Genomic DNA, 19,773 nt, shown 5'->3' with positions numbered 1-19,773 from the left:
CGACTCACGATGTTTCACATGAAACACGAGGGTCGACCTACATGACAGAAACCGCGGCAGATCCGGGAGGTCGAGTACGTTTCACATCAAACATGAGCTGAGTCGGCCGGTAGACACAGCGGACGAATTGTCGAGGCGATGGTCCGGTAAGACCGCGATCCACTCCGCGCCACAGCGAATGACATCCAGCAGCACTCGACACGAAGACGCCCCGTGAGTCCAGGACCACGGGGCATCGGGGCAGTTGCTGTGACGACGGCGTCGACTAGTCATCGTTTCGCGTGGACTTGCCCGCGCGGCGGCGCACTTTGTCGACGACCGTGTCGCGGTGCTTGTCTCCGTGCTCCCGTCGACGGGCGTTCTTCTCGCGATGGCGCGAGGGACGTTCGCCCCGGGGGAGGAGTTCCGCACTCAGGACGACGGTCGGCGGGTCGACGACGCCGACGCCGCACTCGAGCACCTCGAACTTCCCGGCGCCGAGGCGAACGAGTTCCTCGCGATCGCGTTCGAGCTCTTCGGCGGCGCTGGCTCCTTTGAGCGCGAGCATCCGCCCGTGGTCGCGCAGCAGCGGCAACGACCAATGGGCGAGCTTGGCGAGGGGCGCCACGGCACGGGACGTGACGACGTCGGCGCCGCCGGCTTCCTTGGTGACCCCCGAATGTTCGGCCCGGCCACGCACGACCGTGATACCGAGATCCGCCGCTTCGATGAACTCGCTGAGGAACACTGTCCGGCGCAGCAGCGGCTCGACCAGGGTGATGCGCAGATCCGGGCGGGCGATGGCGAGCGGGATGCCGGGAAGTCCCGCGCCGCTGCCGACATCCACCACGCTCGCCCCTTCCGGGATGAGTTCGGCGACCACGGCGCAGTTGAGAATGTGTCTTTCCCACAGCCGCGGAACCTCTCGGGGCCCGATCAGTCCTCGCTGCACGCCGTCGGTCGCGAGCGCGTCGTAGTAGCGGCGCGCGATGTCGAGCCGGTCGCCGAAGACCTGCGCCGCCGCGGGCGGCGCATCCGTCTCGGACCGCGCTGCGCTTCCACCGAGATCTGGTTCCACGTGAAACGTCCTTCCGTGCTCGGGTCCGACGAAGGCCGGGAGGGCAAGCCGCCGGGGAGTGCGTGAGATGGAGAAGGCCCCCGGTCCGAAGACCAGAGGCCTATCCAATCACCAGCGGTCCCGCTGTGGGAAACCCGCCGTCGGTCACCACCTCAGGCAGGCACCACCACGACGTGCCGGTGGGGCTCGACGCCCTCACTCTCGCTGCTGACACCGTCGACGGCGGCGACCGCGTCGTGCACGATCTTGCGCTCGAACGGAGTCATCGGCGCGAGGGCTTCCGGCTCACCCGAAGCCGCCACCCGCTCGGCCGCCTCGGTGCCCAGGGCGCTCAACTCGGAGCGACGCTTGGCGCGCCAGCCGGCGACATCCAGCATCAGGCGGCTGCGCACACCGGTGGCCTGCTGAACGGCCAGCCGAGTCAGTTCCTGCAGCGCGTCGAGCACCTCACCGTTGCGCCCCACGAGTTTCGACAGATCCCGGCCGCCGTCGATGCTGACGACCGCGCGGTCGCCCTCCACATCCAGATCGATATCGCCGTCGAAGTCGAGCACGTCGAGCAGCTGCTCGAGATAGTCACCGGCGAGTTCGCCCTCTTCGATCAGCGCTTCCTCGGCATCGCTGACGAGCTCGTCGGTGTCGGCGTTCACTCCGTCGGTTTCAACAGTCATGTCGTTTTCCTCAATCTCACGGGTGGCTGTGACGGTCAGCTGCGGCGGCGCTTCTGGTTGGGCCTGCCCCGGTTGGGGTTGCGCTTGTGCCCGCTCGGCTTACGCGCTCCGCCTGCCTTGGCAGGTCGCGGTTTCGTACCGTTCGCCGATGCCGTGCCATTGGTGCGTGCGTCTTCCTCGGCGGAGGTAGTACCCGATTCCCCGGACTCGTCGGCGGTAACAGCGGTGGCCGGCTTCTTCTTGATGTTGACCGGCTTGGCTCCCGGCTTCGGCGCGTTCTGCGCGCGCTGCTCCAGCTTGGCCTGCTTCTTGGCCTCTTCTTCCTTGGCCATGCGCCCGAAGACGAGATGCTGCTGCCCGTAGGTCCAGATGTTGTTGGACACCCAGTAGAGCAGGATGGCGATCGGCAGGAACGGACCGCCGACGAGCACGCCGAGCGGGAACACCCACAACGCCAGCTTGTTCATCAAGGCAGCCTGCGGGTTGGCCGCGGCCTCCGGCGTCTGACGCTGCACTGACGCACGAGCGTTGAAGTGGGTCGCCAGACCGGCGATCACCATCAGCGGAATGGCTACCAGAGCGATGCTCATACGGCTGGGGATACCGCCCCAGTCCTCGAAAGCGAGGAACTCTGCCTGCGGCGCGGTGATGAACGCCGAGATCGGCGCGCCGAAGATGCGGGCACTGAGGAAGGACTGCACATCCTCCGGCGAGAACGCGTAGTTGCTCAGCATGGCGTTCTGTTCGGGGCTCAGACCGAGCTGGCCGATGCCGTGACCGGTGCGGTTGAACGAGCGGAGCACGTGGAAGAGACCGAGGAACACCGGCACCTGGGCCAGCACGGGCAGGCAGCCCATCAGCGGGTTGAAGCCGTGTTCCTTCTGAAGCTTCTGCATCTCGGTCGCCATCTTCTGGCGATCGTTCTTGTACTTCTTCTGCAACTCCTTGATCTGGGGTTGCAGCTCCTGCATCTGCTTGGTCGTGCGTACCTGCTTGACGAACGGCTTGTAGAGCACGATGCGCAGGGTGAACACGAGGAACACCACGGACAGCGACCAGACCAGGCCGCTGTCCTTCCCGAATCCGGGGAGGGGGACAGCGGCGAACACACGGTGCCAGAACCACAAGATCCAGGACACCGGCCAATAGATGAAGTCGAGCACGGCTCTATGTACTCCCGTCGTTCGTCACCGCGTGCGGCGAACCTTTACAAGCATGTGGCGCCGACGGCGCGTCGGCGGCAGCCGCGTTCCGACCGCGCGCGCGGCGCTCCGGAACGGGATCCCACCCACCAGGGTGCCAGGGTGCGCACTTGAGCAGTCGCACGGCTGCCAGTCCGAGGCCCACCACGAAGCCGCGGGTGCGCAGAGCGGTGACCGCGTACTCGCTGCAGGTGGGGGTGAACCGGCACACCGGCATCCGGGTGGGGGAGACGTAGGTCCGATACAGCTCGATCAGAAAGATCAACGCCCGGGCGGGCAGCCGGGTGAGGGCGGCAGCGGCGGATCTCACGAGCGGTGGTCCGCTCGCGACCGCGCGCCGGCCGGGACCCGGGGACGTCCGGCGGGCGCCGCGGCCGCACCGGGGGTGAGTCCGAGCTTGCGTAGTCCGCTGCGCACTTGCCGCGCCAGCTCCGCCTGGTCGGCGGTGGCCGCGCCGGGCAGCGCGCGGATGACGACGTCGGTATCGGCCGGGAGTTCGTCGACGATCGTGGCGCACATATGACGCAGGCGGCGGGCCACCCGGTGTCGAACCACCGCGGAGCCCACCGCCTTGCTGACGATCAATCCGAACCTCGGCCCACCGACGCGAACAAGCGACCCGGCCGCTACCGGGTCGCGAGAGATTGTCGCGTCCGCGAGCCCGTCGTCCGCCCGTGCCCAGTCGTAGCTGTGCACGAATGCGTGGACGACGAGATCTCGCCTCCCGATTCGCTGGCCGCGGCGCACCGTCCGGGAGAAGTCGGCACGATGATGCAACCGATACGGCTCAGGCAACACCCGAGCGTCCGAGGGCGAGAATCAGGCAGTAAGAGATTCGCGGCCCTTACGGCGACGCGCCGAGACGATGGCGCGACCCGCACGGGTACGCATCCGGAGACGGAAGCCGTGAACGCGCGCCCGACGACGGTTGTTCGGCTGGAACGTCCGCTTGCCCTTGGCCACGGTCAACACTCCTCGAGTAGGTGGGCGTCGTTCGACACCCGAAGTTGTTCGGTGATACGTCCCTGGCGCACCGTGGTCGTTAGCGACCGGACGCGGTCCGCTGCACTCGACCAGACGCGGTCAGCACGAGACCGCCACCGCACCAAGGGGTGACTGTAAGAGAGTACTGACCCGCTCAGATCGGGTCAAACCCGCCCCCCGGACCGCGGCACCGGCCGCGACCTGGCACATCGCGGATACGACGGCCGGTGCGAGGGGGTTCGAACGTGAACATCTGCACACCTGGCGAGCCGATCGCGGAGTCATATCCCACGGGTTGCTACATTGTTGCCACAGAACCGCAGGTCCACGCCCTGTGCTGGGCTGTTGCACGGACATTCCACATTTCCCCAGGGTTTTCCACATCTGTGGATAATTGTGTGGAAAGACCCCTGGAGTGGCATATTCGTCCCACCGGGCGACGTTGGACCCGGCGGCCGGCGAACCGGCCGGGAAGGTAGCCGGGAACGTAGGCGGGATCACAGGATAGCCCAATCTCCCGCTACCGCTCACGCGCCCCGGCGGTCTGCTCCAATCGACCTACTTCCGGGGAGGAAACTGCATGGACGACGAGCAGAACGTGCTGGCCACCGTCTGGCCCGAGGTGATCGCCGAACTGACTGCCGGATCCGCCGACGGGAGCATCCCCGCGGTCACCAGAGCACAGCAGGCCTGGCTCAAGCTCGTCAAGCCGATCACCGTCGCGCAGGGTTTCGCCCTGCTCTCGGTGCCGTCGTCGCTGGCCCAGGAAGCCATCGAACGCGACCTGCGCGAACCCATCCTGCGTTCCCTCGGCCGCATGCTCGGACCTCAGGTCGAGGGACTCGGCGTGCGGATCGCCGCCCCCGTCACCCCGACCGGCGATGGTCCGGCCGCGGGCGCGCGCCACGCCAGGATGACCAGCCGCCCCGAACAGCCTCGGCCGACCCGCCCCGCGGGCGGTTACGGCCAGGAACCCCAGCGCCCCGACGAGCCGCCCACGCACTACCGCCGCTCCGCCGAGCCGGGCGGCGACTCCGGATATCCCGGTCCCGGGCCGTTCCCGAACGACTATCCACTTCCGGACAGTTATCCGGGATCGGACTACGCGCCGTCCACCGCGTACACGCCCGAACCCGAATATCCGGCCTCGGACTTCCCCACCACGTCCTTCCGCATCCCCCCGGGCGGATTCGACGACCCCGCCTATGCCGAATCGACGGAAGACGCTCCCCGGCGACTGCCCGATCTGCCCGACGTGCCTGCCCCGCCGCGCCGTGACAGCACTCCGCCCGGACAGGAGTCGTTGTTCTCCCCCGAGCCCGGTCGCATGCCGAGCGCCGAGCACGATGTCCGCGAGCCCGTCGCCGAGGGCAGGCCCACCGAACGCGACGACGAACCGGTCGTGAGCATCCGCGACTCCTGGCCCACCTACTTCGCCAAGAACCAGGAGCCGACTCCCGCGCCGTCGAGTTCCGGCGCCAGCCTGAACGCCAAGTACACCTTCGAGACCTTCGTCATCGGCGCCTCGAACCGCTTCGCCCACGCGGCGGCCGTGGCGATCGCGGAGGCGCCCGCGCGCGCCTACAACCCGCTGTTCGTCTGGGGCGCCTCCGGTCTCGGCAAGACCCATCTCCTGCACGCCGCTGGCCACTACGCCCAGCGGCTGTTCCCGGGAATGCGGGTCAAGTACGTCTCGACCGAAGAGTTCACCAACGACTTCATCAACAGCCTGCGCGACGACCGCAAGGTGGCCTTCAAGCGGCGCTACCGCGAGACCGACATCCTGCTGGTCGACGACATCCAGTTCATCGAGGGCAAGGAAGGCATCCAGGAGGAGTTCTTCCACACCTTCAACACCCTGCACAACGCCAACAAGCAGATCGTCGTCTCCTCCGACCGCCCGCCCAAGCAACTGGCCACCCTCGAGGAGCGGCTGCGGACTCGGTTCGAGTGGGGCCTGATCACCGATGTGCAGCCGCCGGAGCTCGAGACCCGCATCGCGATCCTGCGCAAGAAGGCGCGGATGGATCGTCTCGACGTTCCCCATGACGTGCTCGAACTCATCGCCAGCCGGGTCGAGCGCAATATCCGCGAACTCGAGGGCGCGCTGATCCGTGTGACGGCCTTCGCCTCGCTCAACGGCCAGCCGCTGGACATCTCGCTGGCCGAGGTGGTGCTGCGCGACTTGATGCCCGATACCGCGGCGCTCGAGATCAACGCGGCCACGATCATGGCGGTCACCGCGGAGTACTTCAACACCACCCTCGACGAGCTGACCGGTCCGGGCAAGGCGCGTCCGCTCGCTCAGGCCCGTCAGATCGCGATGTATCTGTGCCGGGAGCTGACCGACCTGTCGCTGCCGAAGATCGGGCAGGCGTTCGGGCGCGATCACACGACGGTGATGTACGCGGAGAAGAAGGTCCGCAAGGAGATGACCGAGCGCCGTCGGGTCTACGACCAGGTCCAGGAACTCACAGCCCGGATCAAGCAACGCTCGCGCTGAATCCATCCACAGCCCTCGCACCGCTCCTGACCAGGGGCGGTGCATTTTTTTGCCCTGTGGATTCCTCGAGGAATCCCTGTGGAATCCTCGAGGAATCCACAGGTTGTCCTCGAGTTGGTGCACAGGCCCTCGGCTGTCTCCGTGCACAGGCAGTTGTCCACAGTTTCCACAGCCGAATCCGTGCACAGGGACTGACCTGCCCACATGGCTGTGCACGGTTGTGGATTCCTCGAGGAATCCCTGTGGAATCCTCGAGGAATCCACCGGTTGTCCTCGAGTCGGTGCACAGTGTGCACAAGTGCCCCGAAACGGTGGAACAACTCGAGGATGAGCAGTGGATAGATGTGGGATAGATCTGGACTCTCCACAGCCACTCACAGTTCATCCACCGGTCACTCGACATCCATCCACACCCCACCACGCGCTGTGACCTGCGTGGATGTGCCGAATCCACAGATTCCACAGGCCCTATTACTACTTCAGTTCTTCTTCTAGAAGATCTCTCTTGAAAACAGGGTGTGTGGAAAAGTCCGTCGGAGCGCTCGGTACCCGAGGAGGTCGCGTCCGCAGGGCAGGGGAGGCGACGTGGCGGCTCGGCGAACGAGCGGACACGGCACGCGTGGACAACAGCCCGGACTAGGTTCAACCGCCGTACGCGGGTACGGTTCTAGGTCTGTCGGCCACATCAGGTCGCGAACCATCCACACGACAACCGGGAGAGGACACATCGGGCGATGGAGCTTTCGAGCATGAAGTTTCGAGTTGCCCGAGAGGACTTCGCCGAGTCCGTCGCGTGGGTCGCGCGCAGCCTGCCGTCTCGGCCGCCTGTCCCGGTGCTCGGCGGGGTGCTGCTGGTCGCCAACGAAGACGGGCTGACCGTCTCCGGATTCGACTACGAGGTCTCCGCACAGATGCGGGTGGCCGCCGAGGTCGCCGGGCCGGGCGAAGTCCTCGTCTCGGGCCGGCTGCTCGCCGATATCACCAAGGCGCTGTCGAACAAGCCGGTCGATGTCTCCGTCGACGGCACGCGCGTGCTGATCAGTTGTGGCAGTGCGAAGTTCTCGCTGCCGACCATGCCCGTCGAGGATTATCCACAGCTTCCCGAAGTTCCCCAGCAGACCGGTGAACTGAGTGTGGATGTCTTCGCCGAGGCCGTGGGTCAGGTAGCCGTCGCCGCCGGGCGTGACGACACGCTGCCGATGCTCACAGGTATCCGGGTCGAGATCGAGGGCTCGCAGGTCGTGCTCGCGGCCACCGACCGGTTCCGGCTCGCGGTGCGTCACATCGAATGGCAGCCCGCACGCGCCGACATCGAGACCGCGGTGCTGATCCCGGCGCGCACGCTGTCCGAAGCCGCCAAGACGCTCGGCGCCTCCGACGCACCGGTCCAGCTCTCGCTGGGCTCCGGCGCGGGCGCGGACGGTCTGCTCGGCATCGTCAACGCGGGCCGTCGCACCACCACTCGGCTGCTCGACGCGGAATTCCCCAAGTTCCGCCAATTGCTCCCCAAGGAGCACACCTCGGTGGCGACCTTGGAGGTCGCGGCGCTGACCGAGGCGATCAAGCGTGTCGCGCTGGTCGCCGAGCGCGGTGCGCAGGTACGTCTGGAGTTCTCCACAGAGGGTCTGTTGCTGTCGGCGGGTGGGGATGACGCGGGCCGGGCGGAGGAATGGCTGCCCGCCGACTTCCGCGGCGAGCCGCTGACCATCGCGTTCAATCCCGGCTACCTGGTCGACGGCCTGTCCGCGCTGCATTCGGACCGGGTGAGCTTCGGCTTCACCACGCCGAGCAGGCCCGCGGTGCTGCTGCCCGCGAGCGAGGAAGAGCCGCAGACCCTCGAATCGGGGTCGTTCGCGGCGCTGACCGGCTCCTACACCTACCTGTTGATGCCCGTGCGGCTGCCGGGCTGATCGCGCTCGTGAGTGATCGGGTGTCGCCGCACCCATCGTCGCGGGTGCGGTAGCCGATGTTCGTTCGGGCATTGTCGCTGCGCGACTTCCGGTCCTGGGAACACGTCGAGCTGGAGTTGTCCACAGGCCGCACGGTGTTCCTGGGGGCGAACGGCAACGGGAAGACGAACCTGCTCGAGGCAGTCGGATATCTCGCCACTCTCGGTTCGCACCGGGTGGCCTCGGACGCCCCGCTGATCCGTACGGGCGCACAGCGGGCCGAGGTGGGAGCCACCGTCGTCAATGCCGGCCGCGAGCTGCGCATCGATGTCGAACTGAAACAGGGTTCGGCCAACCGTGCCCAGATCAATCGCTCGCCGGTGCGCCGGACCCGCGACATCCTGGGAATTCTGCACACCGTGCTGTTCGCGCCGGAGGATCTGTCGCTGGTCCGCGGCGATCCAGGGGAGCGGCGGCGGTTCCTCGACGAGTTGTGCACAGCCCGGCTGCCCAGGCTGGCGGGAGTGCGCTCGGACTACGACCGGGTGCTGCGGCAGCGTTCGGCGCTGTTGAAAACCGCGGGCAGGCACCGGTCCTCGGCCGATCTGAGCACCCTGGATGTATGGGACGGGCACCTGGCGCAGCACGCGGGGGTGCTGCTGGCCCAGCGCTTGCGCCTGGTACACGACCTGTATCCCTATCTCGCCGAGGCCTATCGCTCGCTGGCGCCGGAATCGCGTCCGGCGTCCATCGCCTATCGCAGCTCGTACCTGCCCGCGGAATTCCAGGACCCGGCGCGGACACCGGGGGGTGCCGACGAGACCGAGCTGGTCGAGATCGTGCTGCGCGAACTGGGCGCGGCCCGGCGCAAGGAACTCGAGCGGGGGATCTGCCTGGTCGGCCCGCACCGCGACGACCTCGAACTGATGCTCGGTGACGCGCCCGCCAAGGGGTTCGCCAGCCACGGCGAATCCTGGTCGTTCGCGCTGGCGCTGCGACTGGCCTCTTTCGCATTGCTGCGGGACACCTCGGCCGAACCGGTGCTGCTGCTCGACGATGTGTTCGCCGAACTGGACCGGCGCAGGCGGACGGCGCTGGCGGCCGTTGCGGCGGGGGCCGAGCAGGTGTTGATCACCGCCGCGGTTCCCGAAGATGTGCCTGCCGAACTCGAGGCCACCCCGATCCGGGTGGAGACCCGGGGCGCTGCCTCGGCACGCACCTCCCACATCGTGCCGGGCCCGCCGGATGACCAGGTGAAATCGGAGATGTACACAGAATCGTCATAGTTATCCACAGCCTGGCGCATCGATTGCTGGGAATGGGCCGGCGAGGTCTCCGCCCGGTTGCCCACAACCTGTCTGTTATGCCCGGTCGAGCCCTTTTCCTGGGGGTATGTCGGTCCGGTGACCGGGTCGTGACCGTGCCGCACGACCGCCTCCGAGCAGCGTAAAGTTTGCTCGAGGCCGGTTTTCGGGGCAGTTGTCGACAGGTTGTCCACAGGGCCTGTGGACAACTTTTCGAACAGTGTGGATTACGCAGGTCGGGCCGGTGTGGCGTTACCGACACGGCCGCCATGACACGCTCGGGGCGTCGGGGGATTGCGGTAGAACTGGGGACGAAGCGCGGAAAGAGCCTGTGCCCGAGCAGGCCGCTGGGAGAGGAAACCGATGAGCGAAGAGCCCGGACAGGAACCGCTACGCGGTATCGATCTGGCTCGTCGCGCGCTCGAAGAAGCCAGGGCGGCCGCTCGGGCCAACGGTAAGTCGGTGGGCCAAGGGCGTGCGTCTCCGGTCCGCAAACTGCGCGCCCGTGGCGGCAGGCGCGGCGGCTGGTCCGGCGCTCGGCCCGACGACCGCGATCCCCAGCTGTTCTCCCAGCTGGCCACCCGCATCGCCAAGAGCCGCGGGTGGGACGGAAAGGTCGCCGAGGGCACGGTGTTCGGGCGTTGGTCCGGAGTGGTCGGTGAGGACATCGCCTCGCACGCCACCCCGGTCTCCCTGCAGGACGGCGTCCTCGGCATCACCGCCGAATCGACCGCGTGGGCGACGCAGCTGCGCATGCTGCAACCGCAGATCCTGGCGAAGATCGCCGCCGCGGTGGGGCCCGGCGTCGTTCGCCAGCTCAAGATCACCGGTCCGGCCGCGCCGAGCTGGCGCAAGGGCGATCGGCACATCAAGGGCCGGGGCCCACGCGACACCTACGGGTGATCGGCGCACGCCGGGGACGAAGGGCTGCAGATTACTAGTACTAGTTGTTACAGTAACCGGGACTGCCACGTGTGACGCGGTTTCACGTGGAACCCCGACCCCAGGGAGCCCGGAGCCGATGACCGCCAAAGCTGTCGACAGCGTCTTCACCCCGCGAGATCGCGTGCACCGCGACGGTGTCGACCTCGCCGTATTCGAATGCGGCAATCCCGAGGGCGTGCCGGTCCTGCTGATCCACGGCTGGCCGGATACCCATGTGTTGTGGAACGAGGTGGCGACGCGGCTCGCGCCGAGTTTCCGTGTCATCGCCTTCGACAATCGAGGAGCGGGCGACAGCAGCGCACCCGAAGCGGTCGTGGACTATCGGCTCGAGGAACTCGCCGCCGACGTATTCGCAGTACTCGATGCGGTCGCACCCGGGCAGCGTGTACACGTCCTCGGACACGACTGGGGATCGGTACTCGGCTGGGAGGTCGCCGCGGATCCGCGGGCTCCGGAGCGGATCGCCTCCTTCACCGCGCTGTCCGGGCCGAACCTCGATTTCCTCGGCGAGTATCTTCGTGGCCCGCTCTCGCTCGGGCGGTGGCGAGGCATCCTGGAACAGGGGATCGCCTCGGCCTACACGGTCGCGTTCCAGATTCCGGGTATGTCGGAACCGGTGCTGCGACTGCTGTCCCGGCGCTGGCCGAAGTTCCTGGCCTTCTTCGACGGGCTGGACGCGGATCGCGTGTTGCTCGCGCCGACGCTCCTGCCCGACATGCTCAACAACCTCAAGCTCTACCGTGCCAATATCCGGCCCCGGATGCGCGATCCGCGCCCGCGCCCGATCGAGATCCCGGTCCAACTGCTGGTCGCCTCCGGGGACCGCGCGGTCCGACCGGTGGTCAACAGCGAGGCCCCGCGCTGGGTCCGTGACCTCACCACGACAGTCTTCGACGCGCGCCATTGGTCGCCGATCTCGCATCCAGGGCACGTGGCAGACCACTTCGCAGCCTTCATCGCCGCCCGCGCCGGCGAAGTTCCAGCCGCCCGCGCCGGCGAAGTTCCAGCCGCCCGGGCCGGCGAAGCGTCCGCCGGTTTCGGGGACGCCGACGGCCTGGGGTAGGAGCATCGATGGCGAACCTTCGCCGCCGGTGGTCCGGAGAACGGCTCAGCGTCCCGGAGACGTCCGAGAGGCGGACCGGACTCGTCGCTGGTCCTTTTCTCGCACTCACGGACCCGTCAGGGGTGTCGTAGGTGCATTCTGATTCGGGCCTACCAGTAGGATGGAGGAGTAACTAGCGGCGATCCTTCGGCGCGCTCTGCTCAGCCCCCTCGGTGGGCCCGTATCTCGACCAGTCGGATCCGGGACATCGGCGTGCTGTGCGCTCATCGCGTCGAGGTCAGCAAGTAAGGAGAGCTACCGACCAGTGGCTGCCAAGCACTCCAACGAATCGGGCTCGAGTACGAAATCGGGCCAAGGCTACGGTGCCTCCTCCATCACCGTCCTCGAAGGTCTCGAGGCGGTACGCAAGCGCCCGGGCATGTACATCGGCTCCACCGGTGAGCGCGGTCTGCACCATCTGATCTGGGAGGTCGTCGACAACTCCGTCGACGAGGCGATGGCAGGGTACGCGACCTCGGTCGGTGTCACCCTGCTCGCCGACGGCGGAGTCGAGGTCGTCGACGACGGCCGCGGCATCCCGGTGGAGATGCACGCGCAAGGCATCCCGACCGTCGAGGTCGTCATGACCCAGCTGCACGCGGGCGGTAAGTTCGACTCCGACTCCTACGCGGTGTCCGGCGGTCTGCACGGTGTCGGCATCTCGGTGGTCAACGCGCTGTCCTCCCGCGTCGAGGTGGAGATCGACGTCGACGGGTACCACTGGTCCCAGACCTACAAGGACTCGAAACCGGGCAAGCTGGTCCAGGGCGAGCCGACCGGCCGCACGGGCACCACCGTCCGGTTCTGGGCCGATCCGGAGATCTTCGAGACCACCACCTTCAACTTCGAGACGGTCGCGCGCCGCCTGCAGGAGATGGCGTTCCTGAACAAGGGCCTGACCATCACCCTGACCGACGAGCGGGTCTCCGACACCGACATCACCGACGAGGTGGTCAGCGAGACCGCCGAGGCGCCCAAGCCGGGGGAGTCTGCCGAGAAGCCGGTCGAGCACAAGGTCAAGGCCAGGACCTACCACTACCCGGGTGGTCTGGAGGACTTCGTCCGCCACATCAACCGCACCAAGCAATCCATCCACAACTCGGTGGTGGGCTTCACCGGCAAGGGCACCGGCCACGAGCTCGAGGTCGCCATGCAGTGGAACTCGGGTTACTCCGAGTCCGTGCACACGTTCGCCAACACCATCAACACTCACGAGGGCGGCACCCATGAAGAGGGGTTCCGCGCGGCGCTGACCACCGTGGTGAACAAGTACGCCCGCGACAAGAAGCTCCTCAAGGAGAAGGAAGGCAACCTCACCGGCGACGACATTCGCGAGGGCCTGGCCGCCATCGTCAGCGTGAAGATCGCCGAGCCGCAGTTCGAGGGCCAGACCAAGACCAAGCTCGGCAACACCGAGGTGAAGTCGTTCGTGCAGCGCACCTGCAACGAGCACCTCACGCACTGGTTCGAGGCCAACCCGGCGGACGCGAAGACCATCGTGCAAAAGGCGGTGTCCTCGGCCCAGGCCCGGATGGCCGCCCGCAAGGCTCGCGAGCTGGTGCGCCGCAAGTCGGCCACCGATCTGGGCGGTCTGCCGGGCAAGCTGGCCGACTGCCGTTCCAAGGACCCGAGCAAGTCCGAGATCTACATCGTCGAGGGCGACTCCGCGGGTGGCTCGGCCAAGTCCGGGCGTGACTCGATGTACCAGGCGATCCTGCCGTTGCGCGGCAAGATCATCAATGTCGAGAAGGCGCGGATCGACAGGGTCCTCAAGAACAACGAGGTCCAGTCGATCATCACCGCGTTCGGCACCGGCATCCACGACGAGTTCGACATCGCCAAGCTGCGCTATCACAAGATCGTGCTGATGGCCGACGCCGATGTGGACGGTCAGCACATCTCGACGTTGCTGCTGACCCTGCTGTTCCGCTTCATGCGCCCGCTGGTCGAGCACGGTCACGTCTACCTGGCGCAGCCGCCGCTGTACAAGCTGAAGTGGCAGCGCAGCGAACCGGAGTTCGCCTACTCCGACCGCGAGCGCGACGGCCTGCTCGAGCGCGGCCTGGCCGCGGGCAAGAAGATCAACAAGGACGACGGCATCCAGCGTTACAAGGGTCTGGGTGAGATGAATCCGAAGGAGCTGTGGGAAACCACCATGGACCCGAGTGTCCGGGTGCTTCGTCAAGTGACGCTGGACGACGCGGCCGCGGCCGACGAGCTGTTCAGCGTGCTGATGGGCGAGGACGTGGAGGCCCGCCGCAGCTTCATCACCCGTAACGCCAAGGACGTCCGCTTCCTCGACGTGTGATCCCGCGGCGCCGCACCCGCAGTGCGGCGCCCGCGGACGTTTCGCATGTCAGCCCGTTAAGGAGATTTCATGACCGACATCACGCTGCCTCCGGACGGTGCGGGCGACCGCGTCGAACCGGTCGACATCCAGCTGGAGATGCAGAACAGCTACATCGATTACGCGATGAGCGTGATCGTGGGCCGCGCGCTGCCCGAAGTGCGCGACGGCCTCAAGCCGGTGCATCGCCGCATCCTCTACGCCATGCACGACAACGGCTACCGGCCCGATCGCAGTTACGTGAAGTCCGCGCGCCCGGTGTCGGACACCATGGGCAATTACCACCCGCACGGCGACTCGGCCATCTACGACACCCTGGTGCGCATGGCCCAGCCGTGGGCGATGCGGTACCCGCTGGTCGACGGCCAGGGCAACTTCGGCAGCCGGGGCAACGACGGCGCAGCCGCCATGCGCTACACCGAGTGCCGCCTGACACCGCTGGCGATGGAGCTGCTGCGCGAAATCGACCACGAGACGGTCGATTTCATCCCCAACTACGACGGCAAGACGCAGGAGCCGGTGGTCCTGCCCGCCCGCGTGCCCGCCTTGCTGATGAACGGCAGCAACGGCATCGCCGTCGGTATGGCCACCAACATCCCGCCGCACAACCTCACCGAGCTGGCCTCGGCGATCTACTGGGCGCTGGACAACCACGACGCCGACGAGGAGAGCACCCTCGCCGCGTGCATGGAGCGCATCAAGGGCCCGGACTTCCCGACCTCCGGCCTGATCGTCGGCACCCAGGGCATCCACGACGCGTACACGACCGGGCGCGGCTCGATCAAGATGCGTGGCGTGGTGGAGATCGAAGAGGACAGTCGCGGCCGCACCACGATCGTCATCACCGAGCTGCCCTACCAGGTCAACACCGACAACTTCGTCAATGCGATCGCCGAGCAGGTCAAGGACGGCCGCATCGCCGGCATCGCCGACATCCACGACGAGTCCTCCGACCGCGTGGGCCTGCGCATCGTGGTGACGGTCAAGCGCGACGCGGTCGCCAAGGTCGTGCTGAACAACCTGTACAAGCACACTCAGCTGCAGACCAGCTTCGGCGCGAACATGCTGTCCATCGTCGGCGGCGTGCCCCGCACGCTGCGGTTGGACCAGATGATCCGGTACTACGTCAACCATCAGCTCGAAGTCATCATCCGGCGCACCAAGTACCTGCTGCGCAAGGCCGAGGAACGCGCCCACATCCTGCGCGGCCTGGTCAAGGCGCTCGACGCGCTCGACGAGGTCATCGCGCTGATCCGCCGTTCGGCCAACACCGACACCGCGCGCACCGGCCTGATGCAGCTGCTCGAGATCGACGAGATCCAGGCGACCGCGATCCTGGACATGCAGCTGCGTCGCCTCTCGGCGCTGGAGCGGCAGAAGATCATCGAGGATCTGGCCAAGATCGAAGCCGAGATCGCCGACTACAAGGACATTCTCGACAAGCCGGAGCGTCAGCGCGCGATCGTGCGCGACGAGCTGGCCGAGATCGTCGAGAAGTACGGCGACGAGCGGCGCACCCAGATCGTCTCCGCCGACGGCGATGTCGCCGACGAGGACCTGATCGCCCGCGAGGACGTGGTCGTCACGATCACCGAGACCGGCTACGCCAAGCGCACCAAGACCGACCTCTACCGCTCGCAGAAGCGCGGCGGCAAGGGCGTGCAGGGCGCGGGTCTCAAGCAGGACGACATCGTCAAGCACTTCTTCGTCACCTCGACCCACGACTGGCTGCTGTTCTTCACCAACAAGGGCCGGGTATACCGGGCCAAGGCCTACGAACTGCCCGAGGCCAACCGCACCGCGCGCGGTCAGCACGTGGCGAACCTGCTGGCCTTCCAGCCGGACGAGAAGATCGCCCAGATCATCCAGATCAAGACCTACGACGACGCGCCCTACCTGGTCCTGGCCACCCGCAACGGCTTGGTCAAGAAGTCGCGGCTGTCGGACTTCGACTCCAACCGCAGCGGCGGCATCGTCGCGGTGAACCTGCGCGACAACGACGAGCTCGTGGGGGCGGTGCTCTGCTCGGCCGAGGAGGACCTGCTGCTGGTTTCCGCGCAGGGCCAGTCGATCCGCTTCTCGGCCACCGACGAGGCGCTGCGGCCGATGGGCCGGGCGACCTCCGGTGTGCAGGGCATGCGTTTCAACGCCGAGGACGAGCTGCTCTCGCTCAACGTGGTCCGGGAGGGCACATATCTGCTGGTCGCCACGTCCGGTGGCTATGCCAAGCGGACCGCCATCGAGGAATACACCGCACAGGGACGCGGCGGTAAAGGTGTGTTGACTATCCAGTTCGACGTCAGGCGTGGCACGCTGGTGGGCGCGCTCATCGTCGACAACGACGACGAGCTGTATGCCATCACTTCCGGCGGTGGCGTCATCAGGACGGCGGCGAACCAGGTCCGCAAGGCGGGTCGGCAGACCAAGGGCGTGCGATTGATGAACCTCGGCGAGGGCGATACCTTGCTTGCGATCGCGCGTAACGCCGACGAGCCCGATGTGGTCGACGGTGGCGATGACGCCGGTTCCTCTCAGCAGTAAAGACCACAGCGAGAAACCCTCCACAGCGGCGGCAACGAACGGATCTAAGGATTCCCATTGACCACTCCGAATCAGCCGAATGACGGGCACCAGAACAACGGTGTGACCGAGCGGATCGCACCGTCCCCGATTCCGCCGCGGCCGGCTCCCCGGCCCGGCTCGGCCGAGTCCGGACCTCAGGGCGGGAACACCCCGGGCGGCCAGCCGCACGAAAAGCCCCAGCAGCAGGGCGGTTTCGGTGCTCAGCAAGGCGGTGCTCAGCAGGGCAACAAAGCCGCGCCTGAGAGCAAGCCTGGTTTCGATCAGGAGACCGCCCGGCTCGGTGGGGGTTCCGCCGAGCCCAAGGGTGGCCCCGAGGCGGGCAAGGACTCCGGGCCCGCCGGGGGCAAGCCGCAGAACGGGCAGTCTCAGAACGGGCAGCCGCAGAACGCCCAAGCGTCCGGTGCGCCCGCGCAGGGCGGTCCAGGCCAGGGGCAGGGTGGCCCGCAGCAGGGCGCTCCCGCTCAGGGGCAGGGCGCTCAGAATCCGGGTGGTCAGAATCAGTTCCAGGAGGGCTGGTCGCAGCTGCCGCAGCGGGAGCCGCAGTCGAACCTGTACCGGCCCGGCCAGTCGCCGGTGACCGGTCGGCCGGGCGGCGGCGGCGGTCTCGGCGGGGGGCTCGGCGGCGGCGGTCTCGGCGGCGCCTCCAACGCACGCACCACCGCGGACCTCGCGGCCAAGGCGGCGCGCAAGGAGGCGGCGATGGTGAAGTCCGTCGGCATCGACGGACCGACCCGGAGCATCGCTCGCCCGGAACTGATCAAGGACATGCCCGATCTGTCCGAGATCCGGCACCCGCTGCCGCCCGCGGAGAAGACCGCCCCCGGTGTGTCCCCGCAGTCGCCGCTGCCGACCGCGGTGCCGGTGGCGATGGCCGCGGCCGTGTCCGCGGGCGATCCGTTGCGCGCCACCGTGCAGATCCGCCGCATCGACCCCTGGTCGACGCTGAAGATCTCGCTGGTGATCAGCGTGGCGCTGTTCTTCGTGTGGATGCTCGCGGTCGGTCTGCTCTACATCGTGCTCGAGGGCATGGGCGTGTGGGAGCGGCTGAACAACACCTTCACCGAGATGGTGTCGCAGGACGGCGGCACCTCCGGGCTCATCGACGCGGGCACGGTGTTCGGCTACGCCGGTGTCATCGGCCTGATCAATGTCGTGCTGTTCACCGCGCTCGGCACGGTCGGCACATTCATCTACAACCAGTGCTGCGATCTGGTCGGCGGCATCCAGGTGACCCTGGCCGACCCGGACTAGTCCACGGCAGGCCGAGCCACGGCCACAGCCACCGTGTGACGGCCGGCATCATCTCCGCGGAGACGATGCCGGCCGTCGCTCTTCCCGCCCGGCGAACTGTGCGATGGATATCTGTCTGACCAGCCGTTTTGGTTGTTCTCGCTATGTCGGGTAACCTTTGTCCTCGGTTCGCCCGATACGGTGCGAGACCGGATACGGGCCTATAGCTCAGGCGGTTAGAGCGCTTCGCTGATAACGAAGAGGTCGGAGGTTCAAGTCCTCCTAGGCCCACTCCTACTCCCCGAACCGCACAGTAGGGTGGACATCATGAAGATTGTTCTCACGGTCGGCGTCGTTCTCGCCGTTCTGATCGGGATCACCAAACTCCGCAAGCGCGAGGAAGCCGACCACTGGCACGAGGTCACCGCCCGCTGACCTCGCTGCGGCACCGGAATTCCGGTGACTCGGGGCCTTAGCTCAATTGGCAGAGCACTGCCTTTGCAAGGCAGGGGTTAGGGGTTCGATTCCCCTAGGCTCCACTCCGTAAATGCTCCCGACCCGAAATCCACAGGGCGGGAGCATTTTTCGTTTCGTGATGTCCTCGGGCGATTCCGCGTCCGCGACCGGCAGGTGATCGGCCGGGCTAGCGTGCAGGTATGAGCACAGTGTTCGACCATCTGCTGACCGAGGAGCCGGGCGCGCCGACGGCGTCGATGAACGAGGCGTGGCAGCGGTGTCGCGCGGTATCGGAACGCTTCCCGGACTCGGTGGATGCGGCGGTGGCAGGTGGCTTCGTGGCGGACCGGCTGGGTTATGCGTTCCTGGCCGGGTATCAGGCGGCGATCGTGGCGCTGCTGCCGGACCTGCCGCGGGATCGGGCGTATTCGCTGGCGGCGACGGAGGAGGGCGGCGGACATCCGGCGGCGATCCGGACCGTGCTGAGCGAGCGGGACGGCGTGTGGACGGTCCGGGGGACCAAGACGTTCACGACGCTGGCGGGTCTGGCGGACCGGTTGGTGGTGGTCGCGAGCCGAGGCACGGGGCCGGACGGACGCAATCGGCTGGCGGCTGCGCTCGTGGATGTCACCGAACCCGCGGTGACGGTGGCCGATCGGCCCGCACTCGCTTTCGCACCCGAGATCCCGCACGCCGTGGTCACTTTCGACGATGCGCGGGCGTGGCCGCTGCCGGGCGACGGCTACACCGACCTGCTCAAGCCGTTCCGCACGATCGAGGACATTCACGTGACCGCCGCGGCACTGGGGTGGCTGGTGCGGGTCGGCAGACAGGCGGACTGGCCACGGCCGGTGCTGCAACGTCTGCTCGGGATCGTCGCGGCGCTGCGCGGGCTGGGCGGGTGTCGGCCGTCCTCGTCCGGTGTGCACGTCGCCCTCGCCGGGATATTCGACGATGCCGAACGGCTGTTCGGGGAGATCGAGCCGCTCTGGGCCCGGGTCGAGGAGCAGACGCGGGCGCGCTGGGAGCGGGATCGCCCGTTGCTCGGCGTCGCGGGGCGGGCGCGGGATCTGCGACTGGCAACCGCCTGGCGAGCGGTCGGGACCGGGGATCGAGGATGACCGCTCGACCTGCCGCGGACATGGAGCGGGCCTCGGCGAAGGGGGGGAGTTAGCCGAGGCCCGCGTATGGTCGGCCCGGGGGGGAGGGGCCGACGCCAACGATCCTACGCGATAACCGGCCGATTGTGTGCGCGGCACGGCTGCGATTTCGCAGACATTCTCGACGTGTCCGACGGAGGTTCGACGCCGGCTTTCGGGTCTGCCCGCATCGGTGTGCAGCCGAACCGGAACGCCGTGGCATTCGGCCGGTTACGTTCGATTTCGTGATCTCGACGATCGCCGCGAGGTCGCGTGAATACGCGCTACCGATCGCCACGGGCGAACATGTCGTACCCCGGTGCCAAGATGGCGCGATGGCGATCGGGACGCGGGGGAGGCC

The 19,773-nt window shown here is 67.3% G+C and carries 16 protein-coding genes and 2 tRNA genes; 12 read left to right on the top strand and 6 right to left on the bottom strand.

All coding sequences use genetic code 11. The features are described from left to right. Positions 1-265: 265 nt before the first annotated feature. From rsmG to rpmH, 6 genes are all read right to left on the bottom strand, one after another. Positions 266-1,057 carry a 16S rRNA (guanine(527)-N(7))-methyltransferase RsmG gene (gene rsmG / locus NS3_RS11825; RefSeq protein WP_067858123.1) on the bottom strand — a complete coding sequence of 264 codons (792 nt, stop codon included), beginning with the start codon at positions 1,055-1,057 and terminating at the stop codon, positions 266-268. 152 nt (positions 1,058-1,209) lie between these two features. Then, on the bottom strand, positions 1,210-1,728 hold the full coding sequence (locus NS3_RS11820; RefSeq protein WP_067858120.1) for a Jag family protein: 519 nt from the start codon (positions 1,726-1,728) through the stop codon (positions 1,210-1,212). A gap of 35 nt (positions 1,729-1,763) precedes the next feature. Further along, positions 1,764-2,891: a membrane protein insertase YidC gene (gene yidC / locus NS3_RS11815; protein WP_067858117.1), complete on the bottom strand. Its 1,128-nt coding sequence runs from the start codon at positions 2,889-2,891 to the stop codon at positions 1,764-1,766. Between the two features lie 4 nt (positions 2,892-2,895). Continuing rightward, entirely contained in the window at positions 2,896-3,240 is a 345-nt protein-coding gene (gene yidD / locus NS3_RS28435; protein WP_084495393.1) for a membrane protein insertion efficiency factor YidD, read from the bottom strand. Continuing rightward, a complete protein-coding gene (rnpA, locus tag NS3_RS11810; RefSeq protein ID WP_084495391.1) occupies positions 3,237-3,728 on the bottom strand; it encodes a ribonuclease P protein component in 492 nt (163 codons plus the stop codon). The genes yidD and rnpA overlap by 4 nt, the downstream gene beginning before the upstream one ends. Positions 3,729-3,749: 21 nt before the next feature. Next, positions 3,750-3,893 (bottom strand): 50S ribosomal protein L34, encoded by a 144-nt coding sequence (gene rpmH, locus NS3_RS28430; protein WP_005263481.1) that lies wholly within the window; start codon positions 3,891-3,893, stop codon positions 3,750-3,752. 601 nt (positions 3,894-4,494) lie between these two features. Between rpmH and dnaA the strand changes: the two genes are divergently transcribed. The 12 genes from dnaA (at position 4,495) to NS3_RS11755 (ending at position 19,394) form a co-directional block, all read left to right on the top strand. Further along, positions 4,495-6,417 carry a chromosomal replication initiator protein DnaA gene (gene dnaA / locus NS3_RS11805; protein WP_067858114.1) on the top strand — a complete coding sequence of 641 codons (1,923 nt, stop codon included), beginning with the start codon at positions 4,495-4,497 and terminating at the stop codon, positions 6,415-6,417. A 734-nt stretch (positions 6,418-7,151) separates the two neighbouring features. Continuing rightward, positions 7,152-8,327 carry a DNA polymerase III subunit beta gene (dnaN, locus tag NS3_RS11800; RefSeq protein ID WP_067858111.1) on the top strand — a complete coding sequence of 392 codons (1,176 nt, stop codon included), beginning with the start codon at positions 7,152-7,154 and terminating at the stop codon, positions 8,325-8,327. A 56-nt stretch (positions 8,328-8,383) separates the two neighbouring features. Continuing rightward, positions 8,384-9,592, top strand: a complete 1,209-nt coding sequence (recF, locus tag NS3_RS11795) for a DNA replication/repair protein RecF (protein ID WP_067858108.1) — start codon at positions 8,384-8,386, stop codon at positions 9,590-9,592. Positions 9,593-9,973: 381 nt separating this feature from the next. Next, positions 9,974-10,513 carry a DUF721 family protein gene (locus NS3_RS11790; RefSeq protein ID WP_067858105.1) on the top strand — a complete coding sequence of 180 codons (540 nt, stop codon included), beginning with the start codon at positions 9,974-9,976 and terminating at the stop codon, positions 10,511-10,513. A gap of 118 nt (positions 10,514-10,631) precedes the next feature. Continuing rightward, positions 10,632-11,618, top strand: coding sequence for an alpha/beta fold hydrolase (locus tag NS3_RS11785; RefSeq protein WP_067858102.1), 987 nt, complete (start codon positions 10,632-10,634; stop codon positions 11,616-11,618). A 304-nt stretch (positions 11,619-11,922) separates the two neighbouring features. Then, positions 11,923-13,965 (top strand): DNA topoisomerase (ATP-hydrolyzing) subunit B, encoded by a 2,043-nt coding sequence (gyrB, locus tag NS3_RS11780; RefSeq protein WP_067858099.1) that lies wholly within the window; start codon positions 11,923-11,925, stop codon positions 13,963-13,965. A gap of 69 nt (positions 13,966-14,034) precedes the next feature. Further along, a complete protein-coding gene (gene gyrA / locus NS3_RS11775) occupies positions 14,035-16,545 on the top strand; it encodes a DNA gyrase subunit A (RefSeq protein ID WP_067858096.1) in 2,511 nt (836 codons plus the stop codon). A gap of 57 nt (positions 16,546-16,602) precedes the next feature. Further along, positions 16,603-17,838, top strand: coding sequence for a DUF3566 domain-containing protein (locus tag NS3_RS11770; RefSeq protein ID WP_067858093.1), 1,236 nt, complete (start codon positions 16,603-16,605; stop codon positions 17,836-17,838). Positions 17,839-18,034: 196 nt separating this feature from the next. After that, positions 18,035-18,108: transfer RNA gene (locus tag NS3_RS11765), tRNA-Ile, on the top strand. A 36-nt stretch (positions 18,109-18,144) separates the two neighbouring features. Beyond that, positions 18,145-18,252 carry a DLW-39 family protein gene (locus NS3_RS29780; protein ID WP_218018222.1) on the top strand — a complete coding sequence of 36 codons (108 nt, stop codon included), beginning with the start codon at positions 18,145-18,147 and terminating at the stop codon, positions 18,250-18,252. Positions 18,253-18,283: 31 nt separating this feature from the next. After that, a tRNA-Ala gene (locus NS3_RS11760) sits at positions 18,284-18,356 on the top strand. A gap of 117 nt (positions 18,357-18,473) precedes the next feature. After that, positions 18,474-19,394, top strand: a complete 921-nt coding sequence (locus NS3_RS11755) for an acyl-CoA dehydrogenase family protein (protein WP_067858090.1) — start codon at positions 18,474-18,476, stop codon at positions 19,392-19,394. Positions 19,395-19,773 lie beyond the last annotated feature (379 nt).

The sequence above is a fragment of the Nocardia shimofusensis NBRC 100134 genome, assembly GCF_001613125.1.
In the GTDB taxonomy this organism is placed as follows: Bacteria; Actinomycetota; Actinomycetes; order Mycobacteriales; family Mycobacteriaceae; genus Nocardia; species Nocardia shimofusensis.
This window is presented reverse-complemented; position numbering and strand designations above follow the sequence as displayed.

What these genes read in the sequence shown, in the direction of transcription:
- NS3_RS11820 (WP_067858120.1), bottom strand. Translation starts at nt 1,728, where the DNA reads ATGACTGTTGAAACCGACGGAGTGAACGCCGACACCGACGAGCTCGTC.
- dnaA (WP_067858114.1), top strand. Translation starts at nt 4,495, where the DNA reads ATGGACGACGAGCAGAACGTGCTGGCCACCGTCTGGCCCGAGGTGATC.
- dnaN (WP_067858111.1), top strand. Translation starts at nt 7,152, where the DNA reads ATGGAGCTTTCGAGCATGAAGTTTCGAGTTGCCCGAGAGGACTTCGCC.
- recF (WP_067858108.1), top strand. Translation starts at nt 8,384, where the DNA reads ATGTTCGTTCGGGCATTGTCGCTGCGCGACTTCCGGTCCTGGGAACAC.
- NS3_RS11790 (WP_067858105.1), top strand. Translation starts at nt 9,974, where the DNA reads ATGAGCGAAGAGCCCGGACAGGAACCGCTACGCGGTATCGATCTGGCT.
- NS3_RS11785 (WP_067858102.1), top strand. Translation starts at nt 10,632, where the DNA reads ATGACCGCCAAAGCTGTCGACAGCGTCTTCACCCCGCGAGATCGCGTG.
- gyrA (WP_067858096.1), top strand. Translation starts at nt 14,035, where the DNA reads ATGACCGACATCACGCTGCCTCCGGACGGTGCGGGCGACCGCGTCGAA.
- NS3_RS29780 (WP_218018222.1), top strand. Translation starts at nt 18,145, where the DNA reads ATGAAGATTGTTCTCACGGTCGGCGTCGTTCTCGCCGTTCTGATCGGG.
- NS3_RS11755 (WP_067858090.1), top strand. Translation starts at nt 18,474, where the DNA reads ATGAGCACAGTGTTCGACCATCTGCTGACCGAGGAGCCGGGCGCGCCG.